The sequence below is a fragment of the Duganella hordei genome (assembly GCF_040369125.1).
In the GTDB taxonomy this organism is placed as follows: domain Bacteria; phylum Pseudomonadota; class Gammaproteobacteria; order Burkholderiales; family Burkholderiaceae_D; genus Rugamonas; species Rugamonas hordei.
On the sequence record NZ_BPWI01000001.1, the window covers coordinates 19,626 to 46,071 of the forward strand.

Consider the following 26,446-nt stretch of genomic DNA (forward strand, 5'->3'; position numbering starts at 1 on the left):
TTTCGTTCTCGCTTTACCTGTTTGTTGGAAGTTCTCGATGGGGGAACTGTAAACGTTGGCCACATCTGATCCTTCTTGGCGGATGGGGCTGGCGAATTGACCATCGAGCGGGAATGCTTTGGTCAGGAACGGAAGGTCGGCTGTTCCAAAGAGCCGTGGACTCAGCTGCAAAAAATTGGTGGAGATCAGATGCAGCTGGGAAGTGGCGGTGATGAAGCCGCGAGCACGCCGGAAAATGAATTTGGTCTTATTTACTAGGGCGCATCATGATTAATATTAGAACTCGCTTAGCTGCCATTTTCGCGGGAATGGGCATACTGTGTTTCGCCATCGCAGGAGGCGGACTTTATGGGATGGCAGACGCCAATGCGCGGGCCGGCCGAATTTTCCAAGAGCTGTCGTTACCTGCTCAATATTTGAAGGATGGCTATGTGCCTCTGTTGGTTAGGGGGCTGCAGATATATGAGGTCATTCTTGCTGGGAATGTCGCCGCAAGCAAGCAGCAATTTGAGGTCGCGGACTTCATGAGCAAACAACTGGATGACCAGTTAGAGCGACTGCGAACCAGCCATGCTCAGAGCTCTTTACGTCCAGTGATTCAGGAGTATATCGATGCGGTAACTCAGTCTCGCCAGGCGTCCAGCGAGTCGCTTGCGTTCGCTAAGAGAGGTGAGTTCGCTGCAGCTGAAAAGCTGATGCGTGAGCGAACTCGGCCAACCGGATTGTACGCAGCGCAGGTAATGGGAAAGCTGACGGCAATGTTCAATCAAGAGATTGAGAAGGCCAATGAACAAGCGGCGTTGTCCTACCAGCACATGCGCTATTTGATGCTGGCTGGCCTCACCGGCGGAACAGTATTGTGCAGTGCTGCCGTCATTTTCCTAATCCGGTCGATTGGTGGCAGCTTGGGGGCTATCCAGGCTGCGCTTAATGACATTAGCAGGACGCTTGACCTGCATCGGCGCGTTCCTATCCACCGCAAGGACGAAATTGGCCGTACTGCATTTGCCTTTAACGCGCTGATCGAGCGCTTTGAGTCCGCGATTCGGGGAGTGCGGGGAAGTACGGATTCGGTGTACACGGCAGCGCGCGAGATCGCTGTCGGCAACATCGACCTTTCGCAGCGCACCGAGCGCCAGGCAAGTGCATTAGAGCATGTGGCATCGAAGGTCCACGAACTAAACGATGCCGTCGCTGATAATGCACGAAACGCGGAAATCGCGAGTGAGCTCGCGAGTAAGGCTCGCAGCCTGGCAGACGATAGCGGTGCCACTGTGGATGCCATGGTGAAGACGATTGGCTCGATTAGCGAAGGGGCGGCTAAGATTGCTGACATCACCAGTCTGATCGAGGGAATCGCGTTCCGTACCAATATCTTGGCGTTAAACGCGGCGGTTGAAGCTGCCAGGGCAGGAGAGCAGGGGCGAGGTTTTGCCGTGGTCGCAAGTGAGGTACGGGATTTGGCGCAGCGTTCTTCGTCAGCGGCAAAAGAGATCAAGGTTTTGATTGATACTTCAGTCGCGATGGTTCGCGACGGTACGCGGCAGGCTGGCAGCGCGAGCAACGCAATGACTCAGCTGCGAACGGCAATCGACGAGGCATTTTCCACGGTGAATGAGATTGCTGCCGCCGCTCGCCAGGAAAGCAAGGGATTGGCGGAGATTAGTGACACCATGGGGCAGCTTGATGGCATGACTCAGCAGAATGCTGCGCTGGTTGAGGAGGCGGCAGGCGCGGCAGGTCTTTTGGAGGAGCAGGCCGACATGCTGCAAAAAATTGTCTCGGAATTCAATACAGCCCCGTCGGAGGTTGTGGTGTCGGGGCCGCTATTGACTAGGCAGCCTGAAAGAAGCGCCGGCCGTATCGTTCAACGTACTCGCTCCACGGTTTGAGGTACAACTTCTGATGGAGGTGAAAAGACGTCGATCTCCCGCTGCGGTAGTACTCCTGAGGAAGTAGGGGGAGAGGACTGCGGTCCAGCAATGACCATCGAGACAAGACTTGTGGTGGCCCGGTATCCCGTTGCTCCAGACGGTCGATGATTTCGACTTCGTCGCTGAGGTTGTCTTGGCGAACTACTCGTCGCCTGCGTTCCATTGGTGCTGCTTTCTTGGGCTAGTGCTATCGAAGGCAATGCAACTCCCAGACAAGCAATGCGCAATTTATGGAGCAGACGCCGACAATTCGTCACCCTACAATTCAACACCGTCATAACGCCGTCCACTTTTTTTGAGAATGGAAACACGATGAAATCTGACGCAATTGGCACCTACGCCTGGAGCGAACGTACTAAAGGCATTCTAAGCGCCGGTGAGCGCCGCGCCCTGGTTGGAATGTTGGTCAAGACACAGGTAACCGAGTTGCTTGACAAGTTTCTCGGTGCGATGGGGAGGCGCCAAGCGTCGGTCGAGATGGATCGTATCATTATGCCGGGCACGGCGATCTGCAAGGAGGCCGAAGAGCAGGCCGCTGCGATGTATCCTGAGGACCTGCATGTGCATTGCTACCGCACGTACTATTTGGGCTCTCTGCTTGGACAGGCATTTGGGTTGCGCTGGGACCCGGAGGCTCTTTATGTAGGCTGTCTACTGCATGACTCCGGGTTGAGCGCTACTCACGCAGCGAAGACTGCCGATACTGGTTTTCAGATTGTCGGTGCCCGTGTCGCACAAGGCTTGGCGCTTCGCCATGGTTGGAACGAGTCGCAGGCACGCGCATTGTACGAGTCGATCAGCCTGCATTTGAATCCGTATTTGTCTCGCTCTCGATACGCTCCTGAAGCGATTTTAGTGAAAGGCGGAGCAGTGATGGATGTGATCGGCGCCTACCGCCATCGTATCCCGCATCAGCAACTGAGTAAGGTGCATGCTGCTTATCCGCGCACAGGTTTCAAACGTCACATCGTGACCTCGATCACCGATACTCCCCATGCACAGCACACGCATGCGCATTTCCTGTGTCGCTGTGGTTTTGCCAACATGGCAGAGAAAAATCCCCTGGATAATAATTGGGCTTGATTTGCTGCCGCGTTTTAAGTCCATAGGCTGCTGCGCCAAGCTGAGGGAGAAAGACCATAGCGTTGGCGGAACAGTCGGGAGAAATGGGGCGCGCTGTTAAATCCCGCAGCAAACGCGATCGAGCTTACGCTGCGCCCCTGCATTGCAGGGGCACTTAGGTTGTGCTTGCAGACTTCCAGTCGCTCGGTCCACACCCACTGCATAAGCGACTGAGGTTCGCGTTGGAACAGACGATGCAGATGTGCTGTTGATAAGCCAACTGCATGTGCGATAGCCGCCGCATTCAACGCGGGATCATGTAACTGCGCCATGGCGTGTTGGCGCGCGCGGTCGATATGGAACCGCGTCAAATCAGAAGGGCCGGATGCGCGCGCCGCAGGGAGGGTTCGCAAGCCGGCGACAATGATGTTTAACACCGCATCGGCCATCGCGCCGGCTGCCGGCCCAAACGTTTCGGCAGCCCCCAAGGTGCGCACCACTGAGTCGATCAATTGACCGCTTCCGTGGCCGGCGCCGACGGCGATTGCTGTCAAGGCATCAGCGTCCGGTAGGTGCGTCCGCATCTGGCTGGCGGGTAGCACCAGTACCGTTTGTCTGAAGTCATCATAAAAGTTAAGTTCATACGGCCGGCTGCTGCCACACAAAACAAAGTCACCTGGGCCGACCACCGCTACGCGGCCATCTTGCTCGAACATGCCTTGCCCTGAGGTCTGAAATGCCACCAGAAAGCATTCTTCAATTTGACCCGAAATATGTTGTGACGTGCGCCGCGCGTTATGGGCATCACACCTTAATTCGGCGACGTGTAAATTGGCCAGCGTGCTTTGCTTGATCGAGCCACGGAAATTGCCAGGAGTGCCGATGTCGCAGCTAAGCGGAACGAAGGCCTTGCCGACGACATCGCGCCAGTATGACGCGCGCTGTTCTATCGGAACCATCTCGGTGGAGAAAAAGGTTGACATGTCTAGACTTGCTCAAAGAGAAGCACCGAGAGGTCCTCGGTGCTTGACAAGAGACGTGCCTTACCGGGCACCGTCGCCGGCGATCGCGTCGCCGGTAAAGTAGCTGTCGGGCCGCTTCGGCACGACCTTGTAGTATTCTTCATTCAACATCTGCACTACGCTCATGGTTCCTGCCTGAAGGTTGAAGACGGCAACTGGCAGGGTCACGACAGCGGGGATAGCGGGCTCAACAAAGGGCGTCGTCATCGAAGTGCGCCAGAGCTTGCCCTCTGCGTCAAAGCCATCCACCAACGTCACAACATAGGTGTCCTCATCGAAGTAGAATTTCCGTTTTGGCACGGCGTGGCGCTTGCCGGACGCAACGACTGCCTCGACTTCCCAGACCCTATGCAGTTCCCACCGGAGCTTGTCCGGGTTCAGATGGTTCTTGGAAACCGCCTCATCCACCTTAGCGGCGAGCAATCCGTTGGTGTTATAAGGGATATACATTTCCTTTTTGCCTAGCAGTTTCCAGGTATAGCGTTCTGGGTGACCTAAGAACCCTTTGACTTCATCAAAATAGTTCGAACCGGAGGCCACGAAGTCAGGGGTGTCGAAGCCGACGGTCGGTGCGCGTCGAACGCGGCGTTGGCCAACCAGGTATTGCCACGCGTTGCGCGAGTCCTTGGCGGTGATGTTGTCGCGAATGACGAGCGATTCACCGACTTTAAATGGCGGGGCCGTAGTGATAAAGCGGAGCATGACGTATTCGCCATTCCATTTCGCGGCAGAGCCGTCCTTGAAGTTGTACGGGAACTGGAAGGCCTCATCATTTCGGGTTGCAAGGGTGCGTGATCCATCGGAGTTCACCACGATGTTCTTGAAGCCCAGGTCGATGGACTCGGCCTCTACGCGAAGCAGGAAGTTCCAGATCAGCTCCGCGCCATCTTTTGGAATGGGGAATGGAATGCCGCCGTAGCAGCCTTCCACCGAGAATCCGCCATCCTTCAACTTGCACTGTGTCGCATTCTTGAATGTGTTCTCGTAAGTCCATGATGGTGCGGCCGCGGTGCGATGTGTCGGATATACGTCAATGCGGAAGGTCTCCGGGTATTTCTTCATCAACGCCTTCACGCCTTCGCTGAGTTTGTCCGCGTACTGCGCCATGTTTTTTGCATTGATTTGCGCAATCGGCTTTTCGTTGGCGAACAATTCCACCGGGACGTCGCCCAACTTCTTGCCTGGTACTGGTTTAGTCCAGCCACCGTCCCAGGCTGGGATGGAGCCGTCCTTGTTGCCGGCTTTCTCCCCACCCAGAGGGGTCAGGCTGCTCTTGAGCTTGGCCGCTTCATCTGCAGTTACTGCTGCAGATGCGACGTTGCCACCTGCGAGCGCGCCAGCGAAGATCGCCAGTAGGATGTTTTTCTTCGTCATGCTGTACTCCAAAGACAGATTATTAAAATGTGTGCCGCACACTGGATGAGATGTAGTCGCGCTCCGCCTAGTGGTGCCGTTAGTTGGCATAGGCTTCTGCGCCTACATCGACGGCTGATAGCCAACATGTGTTGCCGGTCGAAGATGCACTCTAGTCGGCCCCGAATGGGGGAGCAATCGCGAACATTCGCTAAGCCTTTCGTTTAAAGGGATATATTTGAGGAATGCAGTGCCGTTTCGGATGGCACTTCATGCGCAACGCCCTGGTGCACGCCAACAAAGGCCAGCGCCAGGCGCTGGTGGCCTTGATCAACACGATTTTCGCCGAGGAGACGGCGGAGGCGGCCAGTGTCAAATGGCGTTGCGTCACCGACCATCTGCGCGCTAAATTGCCCAAGCTGGCCGACATGATGGACGTGGCCGAGCACGACGTGCTGGCCTACATGGCGTTTCCGAGCGCGCATCGGGTCCAGTTGCGTACTTCCAATCCATTGGAGCGACTAAACGCCGAGGTCAAGCGACGTACCAACGTCGTGGGTATCTTCCCCAATGAGCGTGCCGTCATCCGCCTTGTCGGCGCTATCATGTTGGAACAGAACGATGAATGGTCTTTACAGCGGCGCTACATGCAGCTCGAAGGCCTGCAGTAGCTCTATGAAACGCAGCCGACACGGCTTTCCGCCGTGATCAGCTGAGCGGGAGCCCAGCCTCCCAGGAATTACAACTCATACACCACGCCTGGGGACACAATCACGAAATGGAATTCGCCGCTTAGTGGCGCATGGCTCGGATACTGTAAGCCATGCGCACTAGATGATTCGCCGAATGCCCTGATCGGGCTGCGAATTTTTAGGGCTGCCTTGCAGGTAAAACTGTACCCGAGACAGTGCCAAATCCGATACGGCGGTAACCATCACGGCTTGCGCACCCGCGCATTACTACGGAGTCTCCATCTTCGAGGAAAACACGTTGTTCGCCATTTGGCAGGCCAATCGGTTGAACCCCTCCTAAGCTCAGCTCTAGTAATGACCCGGCTTCGGCGGGTTCTGGTCCCGATTGGGTACCGGAGCCTAGCAGGTCGCCCGATTGAAGCGCGCAGCCGTTGACGGTATGGTGTGCGACCAGCTGAGCGACCGCCCAGTAGGAGTGACGGAAATTTGTGCGCGAAATGCGAACGGGAGCAAGGCTTTCTTGGCGCATTTTGCTTGTCTGCAGTTGAACTTCCAGCTCGATGTCAAAGCCGCCCGCGTTACGAAGCTCCGTACTGTCTAGATACGGCAGTGGCTGTGGGTCCGAGGACGGGCGCTGCCAACTCGTGCGATAGGGGGCAAGTGCTTCAAGCGTAACGATCCAGGGTGAGATGGTCGTGGCGAAGTTCTTCGACAGGAAGGGCCCAAGCGGTTGATACTCCCATACCTGGAAATCGCGCGCGGACCAATCATTTAGCAGACAGAGTCCGAATATATGCGCTTCGGCGTTTTGGATGTCAATCGGAGTACCAGACTTGTTGCCTGGACCGGTGAAGATGCCGACCTCCAACTCGTAGTCCATGCGTCGGCTCGGTCCGAAGACTGGAGCGCCGTTCTCGCTGGTCGGGCGAGTTTGACCCAATGGGCGCTGAAACTCTTGGCCAGAGACTCCGATCGTTGATGCGCGGCCGTGGTAGCCAATTGGCACCCATTTGTAGTTCGGTAGTAAAGGATTGTCTGGTCGGAATAGCTTTCCAACAGACGTCGCGTGATGAATCGAAGTGTAAAAGTCAGTGTAGTCACCGATTGCTGCAGGTAGCTTGTACTCCGCATCCGCCTGCGCAACCAGTGCGGAATGCAGCGGTTTGGAGCCACTACGCAGTAATCGGGACAGCTCCAGGCGCAAAGCGGACCAGGCTGGCTGCCCCGCGGCCATCAGCAAATTCAAGTTGTCGGTCATAGCCAATGCAGCTGCGTTGCGTGCAGTTGTAGACGCATCTGCCAGGGCATCGTCCAGTTCGGTAAGGTCAAGGATTTGATCCCCGATTGCGATGCCGCCGCGAAAGGCTCGATTGCTCCCTTTTACGCGAAAAACGCAGAAGGGGAGATTTTGAATTGGGAAATCGGTATCTGGCGTATTTGCCGATTCTACCCAGCTATTGAGTGCGGGATCGTGGGTTTCGTTCAGTGCGATGTTCATGCCTGTTGGTCCTTGAAGTATTTGTTAAATCCCGCCCAGCACTGGTAGTAGTCTGGCTGGAGTTGCGGTGAGTCGAGGGCGTATGCAGTCGGGCAGATAACGTCGCGAGTCTCAAACATGAATGCCATGGTGGCGTCGACTTTGTGCGGCGTAGCGGTGTCTGCAGAGCTTGCCTTCTCAAACGTAGGAACATCGGGTCCGTGTCCGCTCATGCAGTTGTGAAGGCTTGCACCACCAGGACGGAACCCTTCTGACTTCGCGTCGTACTGTCCATGAATCAGACCCATGAATTCACTTGCGACATTTCGGTGGAACCAAGGCGGGCGGAAGGTATCCTCTGCTGCAAGCCAACGCGGCGGAAAAATTACAAAGTCAAGCGTGTCGACACCCGGCGAGTCTGAGGGCGCATGAAGTACAAGGAAAATCGACGGATCCGGATGATCGTAACTGATTGACCCGATGGTATTGAAGCGACGCAGGTCGTATTTATACGGGGCGTAGTTACCGTGCCAAGCGACGACGTCTAATGGAGAGTGTCCAATCGCGGCGCTCCACAGATTGCCACCAAACTTGGCAACCAACTCAAAGTCCCCCTCTTTATCCTCGTAGGAAGCGGTCGGGGTTAAGAAGTCGCGTGGATTTGCGAGGCCGTTAGAGCCGATCGGTCCCATGTCCGGCAGGCGCAGAAGAGCCCCGAAGTTTTCGCAAATATACCCACGGGCGACAGTATCAAGCAACCTGACCTGGAAACGGACACCACGCGGAATGACCGCAATTTCTTGAGGTTCCAAGTCGATTACCCCCAGTTCGGTGGCGATATGCAGACGACCTTCCTGAGGCACGATCAATAGCTCTCCATCGGCGCTGTAGAAATAGCGCTCCTCCATCGAGAGGTTTGCCGCGTACATATGAATCGCGCAGCCACTTTGATTTGCCGGCGATCCATTTCCGGCCATAGTCACCCAGCCGTCAATGAAATCGGTAGGGGACGATGGATAGGGAATCGGGTCCCAGCGTAACTGATTGGGAGGCACCGCCACTTCGTCGAAGCGGCTCGTAATCCGGCTATTTCCTATTTTCCGGAAAGGCTGGTGCATTGCCGCCGGCCGGATTCGATACAGCCAGCTGCGGCGGTTGTGAGCACGAGGGGCCGTAAATGCGGTTCCAGAAAACTGCTCAGCGTAGAGGCCCAAAGGCACGCGCTGAGGAGAGTTCTGGTGAGGCGGGAGCGCACCAGGCAGTGCCTCGGTGGCGAATTCGTTGCCAAAGCCTGATTGATAGCTTGGACGTTGTTGAGGGGTGTTCATGCGGTCTCCTGTTGACTAGTTCCATCAACGAATTTAGTGCAATGCCGTGGGATTTGCGATATAAATAGAAAAATTATGACTATTTATAGTGTGAATACTCGAGAATATGGAACTGCGTGAGCTGGATCTGAATCTGTTGCTGGTATTTCAGGAGATATTTTGTGAGCGCCAGATTTCAGCCGCTGCCAAGCGGCTGCGCCTTACGCAGTCCGCTGTCAGCAACGCGTTGACGCGATTGCGCAAGAGTACCGGTGACGAGTTATTTGTTCGTACAACTGGCGGAATGCAGCCGACGCCCTATGCCGAGCGGATGGCTGAGCCGGTGGCTGCCGCGCTTGCACAATTGGAGTTCGCCTTCAAGCCAGAGCAGCCATTCGTACCGACCAGTACTCGCCGGAGATTCACCATTGCCATGTCCGACGTTGGTGAAATGTACTTCATGCCGAAGCTCGTCGAACGCTGCGCGACGCTTGCGCCAAACGCAGAGATCGCGACAGTCCGCGCCAACACAAGTGATTTGCGTGCGGCTATGGAGGTAGGGCGGGTGGATCTGGCAATCGGCGCTTTTGAAGATGCTCCGAGCGTTTTCTATCAGCGGCGCCTATTTCGGCAGTCATGCGTCAGCGTATTCCGAGTAGGGCATCGCTTGGGGGAGGGAGGGGTGACGCTTGAACATTTCCGCCGCGAGCGACACCTGGTCGTTACGGCTATGGAGAGCCCATATCATGGCATTAATGAGGCGCTGGAACGCGCCGGCGTGTCGCTCGAGACTGCATTCAGTGTGCCGCATTTTGCCGCAGTTCCTTACGTCGTCAGCACCACAGATTTGGTGGCCACAGTCCCACAAAAATTAGCAGAACGAGCGGCTGGCCCATTCCAGTTGCAGGTCCTTGAGCCTCCGCTAGCGCTACCTGGGCTACAGACGAATATGTTCTGGCACCGTCGCTACCATCAAGATGAGGGAGGGCGCTGGTTGCGCGACCTGGTCGTTAGCTTGTTCGCCGAATAATGCCATTATTATTCGGGAATAGTATCGAAAACTTCCTTGATCTCCCGTCGTAGCCAGCTGTTGGCTGCGTCATGCTGGAAGCGCGGGTGCCAATGCTGTTTGATTGCAAACGGCGGTACATTGACCGGCGTCTCCACTGCTTTGATGCTCTTGAAGGTAGCGAACTTGGTCGCCAGCTCGCTTGGCACTGTGGCGATGAGGTCGGGGTTTTCTTCGATAATCATCGGTACCGTCAGAAAGTGAGCTGTTGTGAGATAGACGCGTCGCGGGCCGGCCAAATGGTCGACTATGGCGTCATATGCTTCGTCGGCACGACCTGACAGCGACACAATAATATGCTCCATCTCAAAGTATTGATCGCGCGTCATACTCCGACCAATCTTGCGGTTTCTTCGGTTGACTAGCGTGACGAATGATCGAGTGAACAGCAGTTGCTGAAATAGGCCTTCGGGCACCGAATGAAGCGAACCCAGTGCTACGTCGGCTTCCCCACTCTCCAGTACGTCGTGAATCTGATGCATGGGGACCTGCATTGTGCGTATTGTACAGCCTGGTGCGGTTTCGCGTAGCCGTGCGATCAACTTCGGTAGGAAGATCAGCTCGCCCATGTCTGTTACGCACAACGAAAATGTTCGCCGAGCTTGAGTGGCTTCAAAGCTTTCTTGTACAAGTAATTCGCCGCGCACGGTGCCCATTACGGCCAGCACGGGAGCGAGCAATTCCAGCGCCTTAGGCGTTGGCTGCATACCCATACCGGATTTCAGAAATAGAGGGTCACCAAAGAAGGTGCGCAGGCGCTTCAACGCATGGCTGACTGCGCTCTGCGACATATTCAATTCCTGGGCGGCCCGGCTGACGTTTCGAATGCGTAAGAGTGCATCCAGCACAGGCAGAAGATTGAGGTCTAAATCGGTGTTATGAATGTTATTCATAATGGTTATCGATGAGTGGTGATTTACACATAATACGGCAACCCGTATTGTCTGACTACCGACACTAAGGTCGTAACAGATACGAGGAGATAGCATTATGGCAGGCAAGAAATTTGCGTCGCAGGCAGACTTGGAAGAAAAGAAGACCAGCTTCATCAAGCTGTCCGACAATGCTTACGCATATACCGCTGAAGGTGACCCCAACTCCGGGGTCATCATTGGGGACGACAGCGTAATGGTGATCGACACCACGGCCACGCCGTTGATGGCTCAATCGCTCATTGATCACATCCGCAGCGTGACGGATTTGCCGATCAAATACGTTGTGCTGTCGCACTACCATGCCGTACGTGTTCTGGGTGCTTCCGCCTACCTTAAAGAGGGCGCAGAACAGATTATCGCGTCGCGTGGGACCTACGAACTGATCGTCGAACGCGGTGAGCAAGACATGAAGTCCGAAATCGAGCGTTTCCCTCGTCTGTTCGCCGGTGTCGAGTCGGTGCCTGGCTTGAGCTGGCCGACCATGGTGTTCGAGAAGGAGATGACCATTTTCATGGGCAAACTGGAAGTTCGTCTCGCCCATATCGGGATGGGGCACACCAAGGGTGACACTATCGCGTGGATTCCATCTCAGAGGATCTGCTTCTCGGGCGACCTGGTCGAGTATGGAGCAGCCGCTTATACAGGGGATGCCCAACTCGAAGAGTGGCCGGATACTTTAGAGGCATTGCGTGCCTTGGGTGCCGAGAAGCTTGTTCCTGGACGAGGTCCGGCACTGGTAAACCCCGAGCAGGTGAATGCCGGCATTGATTACACGAAGGACTTCGTCAGTACGCTCCTTCAAAGTACCAAAGAAGCCGTCCGTGCTGGAAAGTCGCTGAAGGAAGCGATGGCTTACACGCGTAGCAGGATGGATCCAAAGTTCGGCCACGTGTTTATTTACGAGCACTGCCTTCCGTTCGATGTCACTCGTGCCTACGATGAAGCTAAAGGAATCAAGCATCCGCGCATCTGGACCGCCGAGCGCGATCAGGAAATGTGGCATTCGTTGCAGACCTAAGTTCGAGCAACTTGCCAACATTAGTTAAGACGATTAACTCCTGGACATATTATGGATACTGATTATCAGCGGCGTGAGTTCGAATATGAGCCGCATCCCCTCAGCGCGAGCAATCTTGTCGTACGCTATCCGGTAGTCGTGGTCGGCGCTGGCCCAGTTGGGCTGGCAGCAGCAATCGATCTGGCACAGCAGGGCATTTCGGTGGTTCTGCTTGATGACGACAATAAGTTGTCCATCGGCTCGCGCGCCATCTGCTTTGCGAAGCGAACGCTGGAAGTCTTCGATCGCCTGCAATGTGGTGAGCGCATGGCGAACAAGGGTGTTCGCTGGAACGTAGGTCGTGTATTTATGGGCGACGAAGAGGTTTACAGATTTGATTTACTGCCGGAACAAGGCCATGAGCGCCCAGCGTTCATTAACTTGCAGCAATACTATGTGGAAGGCTATTTGTACGAACGTGCCCAAGAGCTTCCTCAACTGGAGTTGCGCTGGCGTAACCGTGTGACTGGCCTGGTGCAGCACCCGGAATACGTTGAGTTGTCCGTCGAAACGCCTGAAGGAGAGTACAAGCTCCAGGCTGAATATATTGTTGCGGCGGATGGTGGCAAGAGTGCGGTACGCGGTTTGATGGGTTTGGAGAGCAAGGGGCGCGTTTTCCGTGACCGCTTCCTAATTGCGGACGTCAAAATGACGGCAGACTTCCCCACGGAGCGTTGGTTCTGGTTTGATCCGCCATTCCATCCGGGGCAATCAGTGCTCTTGCATCGTCAACCGGACAACGTCTGGCGCATCGACTTTCAGCTGGGTTGGGACGCTGATCCGGTCGCCGAACGGCAGCCAGAGCGGGTTCTTCCTCGTATTCGCGCTCTGCTTGGTATGGACGCGAATTTCGAGCTGGAATGGGTCAGCGTTTATACCTTTTGCTGTTTGCGAATGGACGAGTTCCGTCATGGTCGTGTGCTGTTTGCGGGCGATTCTGCACATGGTGTATCTCCGTTCGGCGCTCGTGGTGCCAATAGCGGTGTCCAGGATGCAGACAACTTGGCGTGGAAGCTACGCATGGTAATCCAAGAGAAAGCTCCTCCGTCTCTATTGGATACCTATGCCCGTGAACGAGAGTACGCGGCCGATGAAAACATCAGAAACTCGACTCGGTCTACCGACTTCATCACCCCAAAGAGCGAAGTCAGTCGACTGTTCCGGGATGCTGTGCTGCAGCTCGCGAAGACGCAGCCGTTTGCTCGGAAGCTGGTTAATAGTGGTCGCCTGTCGATGCCATCGACATATGGAAATTCGATGCTGAACACCCCGGACAAAGACTCTTTCGCCAAAGCGATGCGACCGGGATCCCCGGCAGCTGATGCTCCTCTTCTTGAACAGAGCTGCGCTACTTGGTTACTGCGGCACCTGGGGGGCGAATTCACCGGTGTCTATTTTGCTGGTGATGAGGAGCAGGTGCCTGACTTTGCAGAATTGGCCGGCGATCGTGTTCCGGTTCGCACTTTGATTGTGACGTCTAACAAGAGAGGTCTGCCAGGAGCTCTGGTCGACGGTGACGGGCTGTTTGCTTCTCGCTACGACGCTGTGCCGGGCACGTATTACCTGTTGCGTCCGGATCAGCACGTCTGTGCTCGTTGGCGTTCCTTCGATGTAGATGCAGTCCGTGATGCGGTGGCGCGCGCTACTTGTAATGAATTGGAGAGCGCATGAACAGCCGATTGAATCTCAATGTCAATCTTGATGACTACGACGAGTTCTATGAAATGCTCGTGGACTCGCACCATGACTTGACGGAGGAGCAAAGCAAGATGCTCAATGCTCAGTTGATCCTTCTGCTTTCGAACCATATTGGTGACCCGGATGTACTGCGCGAGGCCTTTGTATTGGCACGAGTGACCGTCGAGGCAAGCCAGTCTCAGTAAGAGTGACACGGCTCCTGTAAGACCAAGGGGCCGTGTCGTGGTCGGAGTTGCTTTTGGATAGGCGCATGCTCGATTCCTAATACAGCAGGCGTGCTCAGTTTGCCTGGTGCGAAACATGGAATTGCGCGCTTTGGGAATCATGCGCAACTGAGGCCTCGCAGTGAAATTTCGGTTCGTCAGATTGACCAGGGTTAGAAGGAATCGTAGCCAGTGAACTCATCCGCGGTAATTTACCATCCCAGTGAGCGCAAGATTGCGGTCTTGCTTGGCGCGCTGGCAGCCTTCGCGCCTCTGGCAATTGACTTATACCTACCAGCATTGCCGACGATCGCCTCTTCTTTGAATGCAACGACAGATTTGGTTCAGATGTCGGTCACGTTATTCCTCGCCGGATTCATGCTGGGGATGTTGTTCTCCGGTCCTGTTTCCGATCGAGTTGGCCGGCGGAACGTCCTCTTTTTGGGCATTGTGCTGTTCGCGCTTTCCAGCGTTGCATGTATGTCGGCGAGCTCTATCGATCAACTAATTGCAGCTCGCTTTATTCAGGCGCTTGGAGCAGGTGCGGTGTTTGTTCTGTCTCGTGCGGTGGCGCGTGACGTTTTTCCAGGGCCGCGTGCGATCCCGGTTTTTTCGCTGATCGCCATGGTAAGCGCGATTGCTCCCTTGGTTGCCCCGCTAACAGGTAGCGGGTTGATGGTGCTATTCGGATGGCGAGGGACGTTTGGTGCGTTGGCTGTCTGGGCACTTTTTGGCGCGTTTATCGTCTGGACCAGGGTGCCTGAATCTCTACCACCGGAACGTCGCGTGCAGACGTCTATGTCTGCGGTCTTTGCTGTGTATCGCAGGCTTATTGGCGATAGCACTGCGATAGGGGTGTTGTTGGCAGGAGGCGCCTCTTTTGCCGGGATGTTTGCTTACATCACCGCTGGTCCGTTCTATTTTATTGAACTCAATGGCTTTGCTCCTGCACAGTACAGTATCGTATTTGCTGCAAATGCGTTCGGCATCTTCCTCGCAAACTATTTGAACCGCCAGCAGTCGGCTAAGCGGGGACCGGAAGCGATGATGCGCTGGGGAAGCAGAGTCGCCTTGTTCGGGGCGCTGGGTTTAATAGCCGCAACCCTACTGCATGCTGGTACATGGCTGGTGATTTGTGCGCTGTTTGCCGTGGTAAGCATGACCGGTCTTTTGGGGGCGAATGGGGTGGGGCTGTTGATGGCACGCTATCCGGATAATACGGGAGCATGCGCAGCACTGTTTGGCGCCGCGCAATTCGGGCTCGGTGCTCTGGCCAGTATGGCGGTTAGTTTGATGCACGACGGTAGTGGGCGACCGATGGCGATCGTGATTGTCGTGGCTGCATCGACATCTGTCCTGGGACAGATGGTTTACCGCAAAAACGCTCTTAGGGGAGTCGCTGATGAGTGCAATCGCCAAATTCGAATCTAACTTGACTGCCGGCCAAGGCGCTCGTGCTTGTGGGAAGCGCGCTCCTTACGGATTGTGTCCGAGTACGCGAGAAAGATGGTCGGCGGTTTCCCTGAGCGCCTTAGCGATATGGCCGTCCCAGCCGGCATCGAAGGTGAGCGAAGAACCGCTTACCGTGATTGCCAACACCATGGAGTGGGCATGGTTGAACACTGGTGCTGAAAGCGCGCTGACGCCGGGGATGGGTTCGTTTTGGACGCGAGCCATGTTGCGAGTACGAATTTCGTTTAAGGTTGCATCTAGCTTATCTTGGGATGCGAGAGATTTCGTTTGGGCGAGAACGGCTGAGTCACCGACCTCTCTTTCGATCATCCTTTGAACCAGCTTTGGAGGCATAAATGCAGAGAATGCAAGTCCTGTTGCCGTACCGAGCAAAGACATCACAGACCCAGGACGCATCGCAATCTGAACGGGCTGTGGTGATTCAACGATGTACGTAATAGTCGGGCCGTGGGATCCCCAGACTGCTAATGCGACGGTGAGTTCGAGTGTGTCAGCCAGTTTAGTAATTTCAGGGATGGCTAGCCGAATTGGGCTGAGTTGCTGGAGCCCGACTAGTCCCATTTGGATGGCAAAGGGCCCGAGTCCGTAAAGGCCTGTGACCGGGTCCTGCTCAACAAGTCCCAGGTTACAGAAGCTAACCAGGTAAGGATGTGCTTTTGATGCCAGCATGCCTCCATGTCGTGCAAGCTCGCTCAAAGTCATCGGACCTGAGTTATCCACCAGCGCATTGAGTAGCTTCCCGCCGACCTCAACCGACTGGATGCCACGACGCGATTTTGTTTGTTCTGTCATTTTAAGGAGGTGCCGTTAGTGTCTGCATTATAGGAATTTGAAGCGACTAGATAATAGAGAATGATTCGTTCGGAGTCAAAGATTGACTATCGATGACGTTCATCATCTATATGGCGAACTTCAGTCTTGCTACAGGTGGAAGCGTAGCCGGTTTGATGGCTTCAGGAGTTAGCGAATCTTCGCGATTCTCAGATGCACTCCGGTAATGCAGAATCCTTTAGAATCGGAAGCCGATAAAGGTGCCATCCGATAACCAGCAACGATTCAGGCCGCTAGTTCGGGCTGTGAAATCACAATAACTGTTCTTGGAGCAACGAATGTCTGTACAAAACAAAAACACGCTGAAAGTAGCCGCCGTCCAAGCCGCTCCGGCGTTCCTCGATTTGCAAGCCGGAGTCGCCAAGGCGATTAAGCTGATTGACGAAGCTGGTGCGGCCGGAGTCGAACTGATTGCCTTCCCCGAGACTTGGCTGCCTGGCTACCCGTACTGGCTGTGGCTGGGCACCCCGGCGTGGGGCATGGGACGTGGCTTTGTAACCCGATACGCCGAGAACTCTCTGCGTTACGACAGCCCAGAAGCGGATAAGCTGCGTGAGGCAGCCAAGCGAAACCGTATTTATGTGGTGATGGGACACTCTGAGCGAGGAGGTAGTAGTCTTTACATCGCTCAGTGGATAATCGGTCCAGACGGCAAAGATGTGGCGCGCCGTCGCAAATTGAAGCCGACGCACGTTGAGCGTACACTGTTTGGCGAAGGAGATGGTAGCGATTTGACGGTGCACGACCTACCTATCGGCCGCGTTGGTGCTCTGTGCTGCTGGGAACATCTGCAGCCTCTGTCCAAGTATGCGATGTACGCTCAGAACGAACAGATTCACATTGGCGCCTGGCCTAGTTTTTCTCTGTACGAGCCGTTCGCTTTCTCTTTGGGAGCGGAGGTTAATAACGCCGTTAGCCGCGTTTATGCCGTTGAAGGTTCGTGCTTCGTATTGGCGCCGTGTTCTGTTGTGTCCGCAGAAATTATTGACTTGCTGTGCGATACACCGGACAAGCATTCGCTTCTGCATGTAGGTGGCGCCCACACTGTCATCTACGGCCCAGATGGCTCGTCGCTGTGCGAAAAGCTGCCTGAAGACCAAGAGGGGCTCCTGATTGCCGACATCGACCTCAGCGCCATTACGTTGGCCAAGTCGGTGGCTGATCCTGCGGGTCACTATTCGCGACCTGACGTAACCCGTCTGTTGATCAATAAGCGCAAGTCGAATCCGGTCGAGTATTTTTCCCTGCCGCTGGACCAACAGGAAAATGTCAATGAGCAGTCGGAGGGCCGGGGCACGTCCTAAGCGAATCCCCGGGTAGTGGGTAATAGTATTTTGCCGGGATGCGTGAGACGTTCAATGACAAACTAGATTGACCGAGCTTCGCGGAAACAATCGCCCAGAAGTTTGTCATCCGAGCGTTTCGTGCTCAAGCAGAATTAGTTTTCACGAACTCAGTCTGAATTTCCGTGGCATGGGTTTTCGCCACCAACACCAGATGCAATATTGCTCTAGCTGGTCGCTCGAAGTAGAGACTGGCGGAAGTACGAAAACTGGCTTAACGTTCGGCCTCGATCGCCAGGCAGTCAACACCTCATCTAAGACTCGATCGACAAGATCGAAGACGGGGCCGATTAGATTCAGTCGGCCTGCAGTGAACAAGTGAATCAGGCCATCACCCGGGTGAACGGCATTATCCTGCAAAACAACGCGCTGGACCAGGTAAACGCCTTTGCCATGCAACAGCGGAACCAGGCAAACAGTCAGGCCAGGGAGATTGACATGTTCAGGCTGGCGCCGTCCCCTTTGGTGACATCGTTCGGCCACCACGCCATGCGACTTTTTTGGATCATATTATTTCTATCACTGCGCCCCAATGCACTGGCTGCCGAATTGCACGTAGGTGGCTTTGTCGTCGCCCCATTTGTGATGGCAAATGGGGGGGGCTTGGAAGGCTTGTTGGTAGAGTTTATTAAAACCGAGATACAGCCTCAGCTTCCATGGCCGATAAAATGGGAGGCGCCAGTGTCCCTGGAGCGATCGGTGGCAAGCTTGGAAAGTGGTTCGCTGGATATAGTGCTGATCATGCCGGGAACCTTGGATGGTAATACGAAGTATGGGCTGTTTAAGTGGGCCTTTTTGCAAGTGCAGCCGCATCTGGCTGTGCGTCCAGACTCGGCACTGTACGATCTCAGTGATCTGCATCAGCTGTGCGGTATGAGACTGGGCTGGACCGGTTCGGGCCGGGCCGATGTTATTTCGCTATTCGAAAGCTACGGTGCGTATGTAGAGAAGACTACGAATCAAACCTGGCAGCAAAGCAATTTGCGCAAACTGGCTGCTGGCCGGCTTGACGGAGCATTCTTCTTGAATCCCTATTCGCCGCAATTTGTTGCGCGTCAAGAACGCATACCGATTCGCCTGCTGCCCTTGCCGATGCCAGTCGAGTCATTCAGGATGGCCTATTCGCTGAAGACCGATAAGGAAGTCGTGGCTCGCTTCGAGCAGGCCGCCCTCAAGGCTTTTTCCGCTCCAAAGTTCAAGGCATTGTTGCGCGAGCATCTGCAACTTCAGTCGCCTAAAGCATCCGCCGTCACACCGAGCCCAGTGTCTCAGTCTCACGGGCCACAGGCGCATAAATCTTGCCGCGTATCGCTGACCAACACCCCGAGAACTGAGGTCTGCCTATAGTCATCTGAGCCCTAGGTCGATACCTTGTTGCGGTTGCGTTATAAGGGGCGTTCCCGATGCCGCTCGGACTCAATCGTATGCTTCGTTTCCAAGTAGCTTGTGCAACTTCGTATCCCAAGGCGCCACAGAGCCACCGAATCGCTCGACTAAGAACTGAATCAGGAGTCGCAATGGCTTTGGTTGATGCCGCCTCGAGAGGTAGACGGTTTGGATGTCTATCGGTGGCAATTCATAACTTGGCAGCACAAGTTCTAGCCGCCCCTGTAGCAAGTCGTCTCCAACGTAAAAAGTCGGCAGCATCGCGATGCCCGCGCCGGCGAGCACCATAGTCCGTAACACAGAAGTCTCGTTGCAACTAAGGATGCCTTTCGCAGGGATGGCGTGGATCTCTCCCTTGTGGAGCGAGGCCAAATTGAGTGCGGTGGCGCCGCTATGGAGGACGCAGCGATGCGAGCGGAGGTCGTTGACGTCAGTCGGATGGCCCTGGCGCTGCAGGTAGGCCGGCGTTGCACACAATACCGAACGGCATACCGCCAATCGACGCGCAATGATTCCTGGATCGACGTGATTGCTTAGGCGTATCGCTAGGTCAACTCGCTCTTCAACCAGGTTGATTTTGCGATCCAGAACAATTAGATCGACCTCGACACCAGGGTGCAGCTGCTGAAAGTCTACCAACGCATGCGCAAGTTGAGCTTCGGCGAATGCGGTGGATGTCGTGATGCGCAGGCGTCCCTGTACTTCTTGCGCATGTCGACTCGTGATCGACTGCACATCCGAGGCTAGGTCTAGCATTTCCCGCAGTCGAGGTAGCGCCTGCTCCACCGCATTGCTCAAGCTGATTTTGCGCGTTGTTCGATGAAGCAAGCGGGCACCGAGCCAGTCTTCAAGTTCATCCAGGTATCGACTCGCCATTGATCGAGAGATTTCGAGCGAATTGGCGGCCGCAGTCAGGCTCCCGCGATCAACGATTTCGATAAATACCTTGGCGAGAGTCAGGCGATCCATGGAATTGGTGCAAGAATTGGGACGGTTATTTCCTATGGAGATAGTTTATCTATTTATTGGGAGCAAATATAGTGCTCTGGTAGCTGACTTGATATTTGGAGAAGAAATGAGCAATTTTGGCGAAACGCCAACAGTCGTCTATGTCGCAGATGTTTACTGCGGCTGGTGTTGGGGCTTTAAGGACATACTCGCTAAGTTCGAGCAGGAAAATCGACATCGTGTGCGATTCACCGCAATCAGCGGAGGGTTGTTTGTCGGGCCACGCGCTGCAGCAATCGCGGCCTATCCCCACATCCCTGCTGCCAACGCACGCATCGCGGAACTGACCGGCGCACACTTTGGGGACAATTACCTTCGTCTTCTGGAGGAGGGCACCATAGTCACGGACTCAACGGATGCCGCGATTGCTCATGCAGCCCTTCGTGCCCAAGATCCGGAGCGTGCCATCGATTGGGTGCATTTGCTGCAGGAAAAATTCTATGTTCACGGTCGCAGTCTCTCCGACCACGAAACCGTCGCCGATATCGCCAAAGCGAATGGCCTGGACGTTGAAAAGGTATTGGCCCAGATGACCGACGGAACTGCAAAGGCGGCTGCAAAAGCAGATTTCGCGCAGGCTTCGATGTTTCAGGTTGCGTCGTTCCCGACTCTACTTTTCGTTGAGGAGACTGGTGCACATAAATTGCCGGCGACGGGCACGTCTGTCGAGGTCTTGAATATGTGGCTGGACGACCTGTTGGTGCAGTGAATGGTTCTTGCTAAATTTTAATTGAACGAATTTTCGGTATTTTTTTAAGGAAAAGAAATGGCAAAAGTAAGCGTGGTTTGTCATTCGGGTTATGGTCACACGAAGCGTTTGGCTGAAGCAGTTGCAATGGGTGCCGGCGCGAGTCTGATCGCCATCGATGTTGATGGAAATTTGCCTGAAGTGGCTGGGAGGAACTGAACGCCAGCGACGCCGTCATCATGGGCAGTCCAACGTATATGGGTTCGGTGTCATGGCAGTTTAAGAAATTTGCAGATGCGTCGTCAAACCGTTGGCACACCCAACAATGAAAAAACAGAGTCTTTGCTGGCTTTACCAACAGCGCTAGTATGAATGGCGACAAGTTGTCGACCTAGCATACCTGTTTAGGTTGTCCATGCAGCACGACGGCATCTGCTGGGTAGGCACGGGCATGGTCCCAAGTAGTACCAAGGCGGCGCAACGCGACGACGTAAATTATCTTGGCTCTTTCTGTGGCGCAATTTGGAGTGGCCCCTGCCGACGAACAGGGGCCTTTCGGCACTACTTTATGAGGCTAATCACTTGCGGGCGGGTAAGGGCTTTCAGGCCCTCGATGCCGAACTCCACTCCCCAACCAGAACGCTTCGCGCCGCCGAACGGTACCATCGGGTGAATGATGCCGTGGTGATTGATCCACACCGTGCCTGCCTCAATCCTTTGAGCGACGTCGTTTGCTTGCTCGATATCGGAAGACCAGACAGAGGCGCCAAGGCCCGCATTGCCTCGGTTGGCCCAAACGATCGCTTCCTCCACATCGCTGTATCGGATGATTGGCAAGACTGGCCCGAACTGCTCTTCGTCGACCAATGGTGCGCCGTCCGTGATATCAGTCACCAACGTCAGCGGATAGAATAGGCCTCCACCCGGCAGCGGGGAGCCGCCGCATACGATAGTTGCCCCATCGGCTTTGGCCCGTTCTACCAGACGCGATATCTTATCGAACTGTATGCGATTCTGGATCGGCCCCATTGCGATGCCAGGCTGCATTCCGTCGCCCATCGGCATTGCAGTGGCCAACTGCTTCAGTTCCGCTACCAATTCGTCGTGCTGGCTTTCGTGGACGTAGAGCCGCTTCAAGCTGGCACAGGTTTGGCCCTGGTTGATGAAGACACCCCAGAACAGCTTCATCGCCAGTGCTTTGATATCGGCACCGGGAAGTACGATTCCTGGGTCATTGCCGCCTAGTTCCATCGTTGTAGGCGTCAGATGACGGGCGGCCGTGGCCGTAATCTTTGCACCGGTGGCGGCCGAGCCAGTGAACAAGACTTTGTTCACACTCGGGTTGTCCACAAGAGATGCGCCGACTTCACCGCCGCCGGTCACAGTATCCAAAACGCCAACAGGCAAGACTTCGTTCATCAGTCTGACCATTTCCAGCGTACAAATACTGGTGTATTCCGAGGGCTTGATGACCACAGTGTTGCCGGCGCGCAGAGCTGGAATGATTTGCCATACCGCGATCATTAGCGGCCAATTCCAGGGCGAGATTGCCGCGATCACGCCGAGGGGTTTGCGGTGCAACTCGTCGCGTCTGGTCTGATCTTCGAAAACAACTTCGGGAGGCAGCTCGAGACTGGCAGGAGCGCGCGTCCAAGCCTCACAGGCCCATGCCTCGAATCGCGAACCGGGGATTTGATCCGGTCCAACGCCACCTAGCGGCTTGCCTTGTTCGCGAGTTACCCACGTGGCCAAATACTCAGCGTTGTCGCGCAACTTGTCGGCGACGTTCGCCAGTATTGCCTGGCGGTCGGCGTCGGTCCGTGCAGCCCAGGCAGGTTGCGCGGACCGAGCAGCCGTAACCGCCTTACTGACCTGCTCGGGCGTCGAATGCGAGACCCTACCAAGAGCCTCGCCAGTGGCGGGATTTTTCGACTCGAAAGTAGTCTCGGAAGCTACCTGGCTCCCATTGATGATGTTCATAAATGTTTGCATGACGATTCCAACGCTAAGCGTAGTTGAAGTGAAAAGGACAAACGCGGTCAGGTGAATATTCGCGGCCCGCTACGGTTCAGAATGGCTACGCCAATGCAGGCTCATCACACGAATGGAGCCGCTGAATCTGGACGGCTTCATTTGCCTTGGCAGACACCGTTACGTTGCGGGCGCTCACGTTGAAAGGAGTTCCCCGATAACGACATCTGGCGTAGCCAACTCGCCGGTCACATTGACTTGTTCGAAATGCTCGTACCAGCCACCTTGAAAAATGGCAGCACGCAGCCGGTCCAGGCAGTCGCGCGTTGGGGCGCGCCACACGGCAAAATATTGATGCCCCTCGGGGTGGTCAACCGTTGGATCGGCGCTTCCCCAGCCCAATATCTCAACGTGGCCAGCCTTGACTATGGGCTCCGTAAGGCCGCCGAGCCGGTCGATAAGGGCCTGGCGATCTACGGCGGCCAGTGTCTTCCAGCTGGGCTTGGGATTCCAAAGTTCGAGAAAAACGTGCATTTGCAAAGACTCCGTTTGATGAGTTGATTGCTTCGATGAGCTAAATCGAGGTCGACAACTTAAGATGCGTGAAGGTGGTTTAATAACCAAAGCCGCGACGTCTTGCGGTTTCCAGCGCTATTGAGTTGGGCATCTCGTCGGCCAGAATTTGGTTAGCCATGGTCAGGACGTTCGGGGGGGCGAGCTCTGGCCGGCCAACGCCGAAAGGAGGTTGTGGAGCGTATTCCATGACCAACTCGGCGACCTGGCCTACAGACTCGCCAGCCCAATGTCCCACCATGCTCAGACCGAAGTCCATCCCTGCGGTCATCCCGCCGCCGGTGGCTCTATTGCGATCGATGACCACGCGCTCGTTGACCGGTTCGGCCCCGAAGTGGCGTAGGTAGTCGCGGGAGTACCAGTAGCATCCGGCCTTATAGCCGCGAAGCAACCCGGCTGCGCCAAGCAGCAGGGAGCCGTTACATACACTGGTCACCCAGTCGGCTTTCGCACCGATGCGCGCGATGTGCTCAATGAGACTATCGTCTTTAAGTGCTTCGAATAACCCTCGAGCGCCGCCTGGCACCAGCAGCACGTCTGGCTCTTGGAAGCACGTACTAAAGTCGTGAGTGGCATTGATGGTCAAACCAATGTCAGTGGGCACCGGCCCTGGGTGGGCAGCAGCCATTTGGATCTGGACGTTCGGCATGAACATCCAGGTTTGCGTCGGCCCGATCAGGTCGATAGCAGTAAATCGCGGGAATAGTATGGCTAGAATCCTCATGTAGTCTCCAAAGAATCGGATCTTTTCATCCTGCCGAAAATATTACTTAATTAATAATTAAATGGTGTCCTGTGTGGCAACTAGACGTGCTGTAAGAATAGGTCGTAAACTGCTTACTACTCGGACAAATGTCCATCTATTCCGGCCAAGGTACACTGCAATGGTGCTGAACGTTGGATTTAACTCGCCGCATCTCGACTATGAACATACCTCTTACGACCGTTGGGCGTCCTATGTTGTCAGCTGATATGCACAAGGTGGTTGTCCTGGCGTTCGATGAGGCGACAGCATCAGATGTTTGCGGTTCCGCCGATGTTTTTTCCGTCGCGACAAAGTCCTTCCAGCGCCCTGATCAACGCCCTTATCACGTGACGGTTGCCTCAGTCCGCGGGCAGCCACCCAATCACAACCTTTCTGGAATTGCCATTGAGACTACGCCGCTGTCGAAGATTGATCCAGCTTCAATTGAGTCGCTGATAGTGCCCGGCGGCGCTCCTCCGCACGCTCCCCCTGTCCCGCAGGAGGTGGTGGATTGGTTCGCTCGAGAAGGAGGGCATGCTCGCCGCCTTTGTGGCATTTGCACGTGTACGTTTTTGCTTGCCGGAGCTGGGCTAATCAGCGATCGTAAGGTAACTACACATTGGCAGGCCACTGACGCACTGAGAGCCCGACAAATCCGTCATTGCGCATCGAGGCTGACCGCGTCTACCTGCATGACGGTGGACTGTGGACATCAGGCGGCTTTACGGCAGGAATGGATTTGGCACTTGCCTTGATCGAGGAAGACCATGGGCACGCGACCGCGATGGAAGTGGCGAGTTCTGTACTGCTCTTCGTTATACGGTCAGGTGAGCAGGCGCAGGTGTCCGCTACGCTTTCGAGTCAAGCCGCAGCCGATCGCCGCTTTAGCCATCTTCACGCTTGGGCGTTGGACCATCTTGCCGATGATCTACGCGTAGAAGTACTCGCTGAACGAGTGGGCATGACTGTTCGCACATATTCTCGCCACTACACGGAGCAAACTGGACTCACACCAGCTAAGGCCATTGAGACGATGCGCCTTGAGGCCGCACTCAGGGCACTGCATGAATCAGATCCATAACTAAAGCAGGTGGCCCGAAACTGTGGCTTTGGCGACGAACAAAACCTGCGACGGGCTTTTCTGCGATTGCGCGGAACAACGCCGGAGCAGTACCGTCAGCAACGTCAGGGACAGACTGTTTCGCAAATGGCAGGCATCGCTGATATCGCCGGCGGCGAAGCTGTCCGATAGCAGCATTATCAGCAAGTGGCGTCCATGCGCGCCGTATCGGTTTCGGTAAACACGCAGGATGCATTGGTCGACAAACGCTTGGTCATACCGCAAGGTCTCAGGGACCCGTCGTGCACGGCCAATCGTGGCAATCAGATTGGCATATTTTCATTTTGCATGCCCCGATGCGGCTATTGGGTAGCATCGGCAGGCGTGTCAGAGCTTGCTTGGGCAAATAGCATCGGCGTCGCTGCGGGACTATTAATCGGCAAGCCATCATGCTGAAAAATGTGCAAAATCTCACAAGCCCGTGTGGCTGGGCATAGCTGCGACGAGCGAGAACAGGTTGCGGCGTTCTTTGGGATTCTGGGACGCGGCGACTTATGCCGAGCGGTGGTGGCGGTGATAAGAATACTTACGTGATGTCTACTTTATCGCTCAATTCTGGTCCCAGCTTGGACCGTCAGCCCATTCTGCCGAGAGATAGTCAATAAATTGACGCACCTTGGACGGCAAATATCGAGCGCTTGGGAACACTGCGTGCACAGACAACTCGATGGTCTCAAGGTCTGGTAGAAGGCGCACCAGCTTTCCCGAGGCCAGGTGTTGACCAAACACGAAGGTAGGGCCATAAGCAATGCCAGCGCCGGCCAGCGCAGCGGCAAGCAGCATGTGCATATTATTTGACAGCATGCGTGTCGGCCCGTCGATCAGATATTGTCTCTGTTCGGAATCGGTGAAATTCCATCCGCCGGACGTGACGACCTCACTGAAGTCTAGGCGCGGAGCTCTTTTCAGATCCTCTGGGGTGGGGGACGGTTCGTATTGTTCTAAGAACGAAGGCGCCGCGCACAGGACCATACGGCAGGGTGCGAGACGCTTCGCCACCAGTTCCGAGTCGGCTAAGCGGCCGATGCGGATCGCTATGTCAATTCCTCTTGCATGGAGGTCGACATAACGGTCATCGAGCATAATTTCGATCGCAATTTGAGGATGTTCGGCCATGAAACGAGCCGTGAGGTCACTCAGGTGGAGCATGCCGAAACTGACTGGCGCAGTTACTCGAAGTAGGCCGCGAAGCGCAGTGCTCTTGTCGCTCGCTTCACTATTCGCCTCTTCGAACTCCTCCAGGATACGCTTGCAACGCTCATAGTAGGCACGTCCGGCGTCGGTAGCGTTCAGCTTTCGAGTGCTGCGTTGAATCAGCCGTACATTCAGACTCGCCTCTAGACTGCTCAGATATTTCCCAGCCATTGACGCAGACAAACCAAAGCGCTTGCCCGCCGCAACCAGGCTGCCTTCATCTATCGCTGCAACAAACACTTCAATTTCGGTTATGCGGTCCACTGTGCCCTCCTTGATTCGATAATTTTACGACCGACAGATGA

The 26,446-nt window shown here is 55.2% G+C and carries 23 protein-coding genes and 2 pseudogenes; 14 read left to right on the top strand and 11 right to left on the bottom strand.

Translation table 11 applies throughout. The features are described from left to right. Nucleotides 1-96: 96 nt before the first annotated feature. The 3 genes from ABWW33_RS00090 (at nt 97) to ABWW33_RS00100 (ending at nt 3,017) form a co-directional block, all read left to right on the top strand. Complete coding sequence (locus tag ABWW33_RS00090) at nt 97-258, top strand: hypothetical protein (RefSeq protein WP_353397470.1); 162 nt, start codon at nt 97-99, stop codon at nt 256-258. Nucleotides 259-266: 8 nt separating this feature from the next. After that, on the top strand, nt 267-1,892 hold the full coding sequence (locus ABWW33_RS00095; protein WP_353397472.1) for a methyl-accepting chemotaxis protein: 1,626 nt from the start codon (nt 267-269) through the stop codon (nt 1,890-1,892). Nucleotides 1,893-2,246: 354 nt separating this feature from the next. Continuing rightward, a complete protein-coding gene (locus ABWW33_RS00100) occupies nt 2,247-3,017 on the top strand; it encodes an HD domain-containing protein (RefSeq protein ID WP_353397475.1) in 771 nt (256 codons plus the stop codon). Between the two features lie 14 nt (nt 3,018-3,031). On the opposite strand, the gene ABWW33_RS00105 is transcribed toward ABWW33_RS00100, so the two are convergent. Continuing rightward, nucleotides 3,032-3,979 carry an AraC-like ligand-binding domain-containing protein gene (locus ABWW33_RS00105; protein ID WP_353397478.1) on the bottom strand — a complete coding sequence of 316 codons (948 nt, stop codon included), beginning with the start codon at nt 3,977-3,979 and terminating at the stop codon, nt 3,032-3,034. A gap of 60 nt (nt 3,980-4,039) precedes the next feature. Next, nucleotides 4,040-5,392, bottom strand: coding sequence for a DUF1329 domain-containing protein (locus ABWW33_RS00110; RefSeq protein WP_353397480.1), 1,353 nt, complete (start codon nt 5,390-5,392; stop codon nt 4,040-4,042). Nucleotides 5,393-5,619: 227 nt separating this feature from the next. Between ABWW33_RS00110 and ABWW33_RS00115 the strand changes: the two are divergent. Beyond that, nucleotides 5,620-6,042, top strand: a pseudogene (locus tag ABWW33_RS00115) (transposase); the annotation flags it as partial. A gap of 199 nt (nt 6,043-6,241) precedes the next feature. Here the strand turns inward: ABWW33_RS00115 and fahA are convergent. Both fahA and hmgA read right to left on the bottom strand, forming a co-directional pair. After that, nucleotides 6,242-7,561 carry a fumarylacetoacetase gene (fahA, locus tag ABWW33_RS00120; protein WP_353397483.1) on the bottom strand — a complete coding sequence of 440 codons (1,320 nt, stop codon included), beginning with the start codon at nt 7,559-7,561 and terminating at the stop codon, nt 6,242-6,244. Continuing rightward, a complete protein-coding gene (gene hmgA, locus ABWW33_RS00125; protein ID WP_353397486.1) occupies nt 7,558-8,868 on the bottom strand; it encodes a homogentisate 1,2-dioxygenase in 1,311 nt (436 codons plus the stop codon). The genes fahA and hmgA overlap by 4 nt, the downstream gene beginning before the upstream one ends. Nucleotides 8,869-8,974: 106 nt before the next feature. Between hmgA and ABWW33_RS00130 the strand changes: the two genes are divergently transcribed. Next, nucleotides 8,975-9,877: a LysR family transcriptional regulator gene (locus ABWW33_RS00130; protein ID WP_353397489.1), complete on the top strand. Its 903-nt coding sequence runs from the start codon at nt 8,975-8,977 to the stop codon at nt 9,875-9,877. A gap of 8 nt (nt 9,878-9,885) precedes the next feature. Here the strand turns inward: ABWW33_RS00130 and ABWW33_RS00135 are convergent, their stop codons facing one another. After that, nucleotides 9,886-10,809 carry a LysR family transcriptional regulator gene (locus ABWW33_RS00135; RefSeq protein ID WP_353397492.1) on the bottom strand — a complete coding sequence of 308 codons (924 nt, stop codon included), beginning with the start codon at nt 10,807-10,809 and terminating at the stop codon, nt 9,886-9,888. 97 nt (nt 10,810-10,906) lie between these two features. On the opposite strand from ABWW33_RS00135, the gene ABWW33_RS00140 reads away from it, so the two are divergent. From ABWW33_RS00140 to ABWW33_RS00155, 4 genes are all read left to right on the top strand, one after another. Further along, nucleotides 10,907-11,869, top strand: coding sequence for an MBL fold metallo-hydrolase (locus ABWW33_RS00140; protein WP_353397495.1), 963 nt, complete (start codon nt 10,907-10,909; stop codon nt 11,867-11,869). Between the two features lie 51 nt (nt 11,870-11,920). Next, nucleotides 11,921-13,579 carry an FAD-dependent oxidoreductase gene (locus tag ABWW33_RS00145; RefSeq protein WP_353397498.1) on the top strand — a complete coding sequence of 553 codons (1,659 nt, stop codon included), beginning with the start codon at nt 11,921-11,923 and terminating at the stop codon, nt 13,577-13,579. Beyond that, on the top strand, nt 13,576-13,791 hold the full coding sequence (locus ABWW33_RS00150; protein ID WP_353397501.1) for a DUF2783 domain-containing protein: 216 nt from the start codon (nt 13,576-13,578) through the stop codon (nt 13,789-13,791). Before ABWW33_RS00145 ends, ABWW33_RS00150 begins: the two co-directional genes overlap by 4 nt. Nucleotides 13,792-14,001: 210 nt before the next feature. Further along, on the top strand, nt 14,002-15,240 hold the full coding sequence (locus ABWW33_RS00155; RefSeq protein WP_353397504.1) for a multidrug effflux MFS transporter: 1,239 nt from the start codon (nt 14,002-14,004) through the stop codon (nt 15,238-15,240). A gap of 45 nt (nt 15,241-15,285) precedes the next feature. On the opposite strand, the gene ABWW33_RS00160 is transcribed toward ABWW33_RS00155, so the two are convergent. Next, nucleotides 15,286-16,074 carry an IclR family transcriptional regulator gene (locus ABWW33_RS00160; protein ID WP_353397507.1) on the bottom strand — a complete coding sequence of 263 codons (789 nt, stop codon included), beginning with the start codon at nt 16,072-16,074 and terminating at the stop codon, nt 15,286-15,288. Between the two features lie 317 nt (nt 16,075-16,391). On the opposite strand from ABWW33_RS00160, the gene ABWW33_RS00165 reads away from it, so the two are divergent. After that, entirely contained in the window at nt 16,392-17,417 is a 1,026-nt protein-coding gene (locus ABWW33_RS00165) for a carbon-nitrogen hydrolase family protein (protein WP_353397510.1), read from the top strand. 357 nt (nt 17,418-17,774) lie between these two features. After that, complete coding sequence (locus ABWW33_RS00170) at nt 17,775-18,803, top strand: substrate-binding periplasmic protein (protein ID WP_353397512.1); 1,029 nt, start codon at nt 17,775-17,777, stop codon at nt 18,801-18,803. Nucleotides 18,804-18,872: 69 nt separating this feature from the next. Here ABWW33_RS00170 and ABWW33_RS00175 read toward each other — a convergent pair whose 3' ends face one another. Next, nucleotides 18,873-19,811, bottom strand: a complete 939-nt coding sequence (locus ABWW33_RS00175) for a LysR family transcriptional regulator (RefSeq protein WP_353397515.1) — start codon at nt 19,809-19,811, stop codon at nt 18,873-18,875. Here ABWW33_RS00175 and ABWW33_RS00180 point away from each other — a divergent pair. Further along, nucleotides 19,810-20,559 (top strand): DsbA family protein, encoded by a 750-nt coding sequence (locus ABWW33_RS00180; protein ID WP_353397518.1) that lies wholly within the window; start codon nt 19,810-19,812, stop codon nt 20,557-20,559. The genes ABWW33_RS00175 and ABWW33_RS00180 overlap by 2 nt on opposite strands. Nucleotides 20,560-20,616: 57 nt before the next feature. Next, a pseudogene (locus ABWW33_RS00185) lies at nt 20,617-21,073 on the top strand (flavodoxin family protein); the annotation flags it as partial. Nucleotides 21,074-21,099: 26 nt separating this feature from the next. On the opposite strand, the gene ABWW33_RS00190 reads toward ABWW33_RS00185, so the two are convergent. From ABWW33_RS00190 to ABWW33_RS00200, 3 genes are all read right to left on the bottom strand, one after another. Beyond that, nucleotides 21,100-22,518 carry an aldehyde dehydrogenase family protein gene (locus ABWW33_RS00190; RefSeq protein WP_353397521.1) on the bottom strand — a complete coding sequence of 473 codons (1,419 nt, stop codon included), beginning with the start codon at nt 22,516-22,518 and terminating at the stop codon, nt 21,100-21,102. A gap of 186 nt (nt 22,519-22,704) precedes the next feature. Further along, the gene (locus ABWW33_RS00195) at nt 22,705-23,043 is read right to left on the bottom strand and encodes a DUF6616 family protein (protein WP_353397524.1); all 339 of its coding nucleotides are present in this window, start codon (nt 23,041-23,043) and stop codon (nt 22,705-22,707) included. 79 nt (nt 23,044-23,122) lie between these two features. Continuing rightward, the gene (locus ABWW33_RS00200; RefSeq protein ID WP_353397527.1) at nt 23,123-23,806 is read right to left on the bottom strand and encodes a DJ-1/PfpI family protein; all 684 of its coding nucleotides are present in this window, start codon (nt 23,804-23,806) and stop codon (nt 23,123-23,125) included. Between the two features lie 248 nt (nt 23,807-24,054). Here ABWW33_RS00200 and ABWW33_RS00205 point away from each other — a divergent pair, with 248 nt between their 5' ends. Beyond that, a complete protein-coding gene (locus ABWW33_RS00205; protein WP_353399183.1) occupies nt 24,055-24,582 on the top strand; it encodes a DJ-1/PfpI family protein in 528 nt (175 codons plus the stop codon). A 914-nt stretch (nt 24,583-25,496) separates the two neighbouring features. Here ABWW33_RS00205 and ABWW33_RS00210 read toward each other — a convergent pair. Continuing rightward, entirely contained in the window at nt 25,497-26,405 is a 909-nt protein-coding gene (locus ABWW33_RS00210; protein WP_353397530.1) for a LysR family transcriptional regulator, read from the bottom strand. Nucleotides 26,406-26,446: the final 41 nt, after the last annotated feature.

Bases quoted from the DNA above. Each gene is read 5' to 3' on its own strand.
- ABWW33_RS00165 (WP_353397510.1), top strand. From the start codon at position 16,392: ATGTCTGTACAAAACAAAAACACGCTGAAAGTAGCCGCCGTCCAAGCC.
- ABWW33_RS00195 (WP_353397524.1), bottom strand. From the start codon at position 23,043: ATGCACGTTTTTCTCGAACTTTGGAATCCCAAGCCCAGCTGGAAGACA.
- ABWW33_RS00160 (WP_353397507.1), bottom strand. From the start codon at position 16,074: ATGACAGAACAAACAAAATCGCGTCGTGGCATCCAGTCGGTTGAGGTC.
- fahA (WP_353397483.1), bottom strand. From the start codon at position 7,561: ATGAACATCGCACTGAACGAAACCCACGATCCCGCACTCAATAGCTGG.
- ABWW33_RS00145 (WP_353397498.1), top strand. From the start codon at position 11,921: ATGGATACTGATTATCAGCGGCGTGAGTTCGAATATGAGCCGCATCCC.
- ABWW33_RS00200 (WP_353397527.1), bottom strand. From the start codon at position 23,806: ATGAGGATTCTAGCCATACTATTCCCGCGATTTACTGCTATCGACCTG.
- ABWW33_RS00190 (WP_353397521.1), bottom strand. From the start codon at position 22,518: ATGAACATCATCAATGGGAGCCAGGTAGCTTCCGAGACTACTTTCGAG.
- ABWW33_RS00100 (WP_353397475.1), top strand. From the start codon at position 2,247: ATGAAATCTGACGCAATTGGCACCTACGCCTGGAGCGAACGTACTAAA.
- ABWW33_RS00095 (WP_353397472.1), top strand. From the start codon at position 267: ATGATTAATATTAGAACTCGCTTAGCTGCCATTTTCGCGGGAATGGGC.
- ABWW33_RS00140 (WP_353397495.1), top strand. From the start codon at position 10,907: ATGGCAGGCAAGAAATTTGCGTCGCAGGCAGACTTGGAAGAAAAGAAG.
- ABWW33_RS00205 (WP_353399183.1), top strand. From the start codon at position 24,055: ATGCACAAGGTGGTTGTCCTGGCGTTCGATGAGGCGACAGCATCAGAT.
- ABWW33_RS00105 (WP_353397478.1), bottom strand. From the start codon at position 3,979: ATGTCAACCTTTTTCTCCACCGAGATGGTTCCGATAGAACAGCGCGCG.
- ABWW33_RS00130 (WP_353397489.1), top strand. From the start codon at position 8,975: ATGGAACTGCGTGAGCTGGATCTGAATCTGTTGCTGGTATTTCAGGAG.
- ABWW33_RS00180 (WP_353397518.1), top strand. From the start codon at position 19,810: ATGGAATTGGTGCAAGAATTGGGACGGTTATTTCCTATGGAGATAGTT.
- ABWW33_RS00135 (WP_353397492.1), bottom strand. From the start codon at position 10,809: ATGAATAACATTCATAACACCGATTTAGACCTCAATCTTCTGCCTGTG.
- ABWW33_RS00175 (WP_353397515.1), bottom strand. From the start codon at position 19,811: ATGGATCGCCTGACTCTCGCCAAGGTATTTATCGAAATCGTTGATCGC.
- ABWW33_RS00150 (WP_353397501.1), top strand. From the start codon at position 13,576: ATGAACAGCCGATTGAATCTCAATGTCAATCTTGATGACTACGACGAG.
- hmgA (WP_353397486.1), bottom strand. From the start codon at position 8,868: ATGAACACCCCTCAACAACGTCCAAGCTATCAATCAGGCTTTGGCAAC.
- ABWW33_RS00110 (WP_353397480.1), bottom strand. From the start codon at position 5,392: ATGACGAAGAAAAACATCCTACTGGCGATCTTCGCTGGCGCGCTCGCA.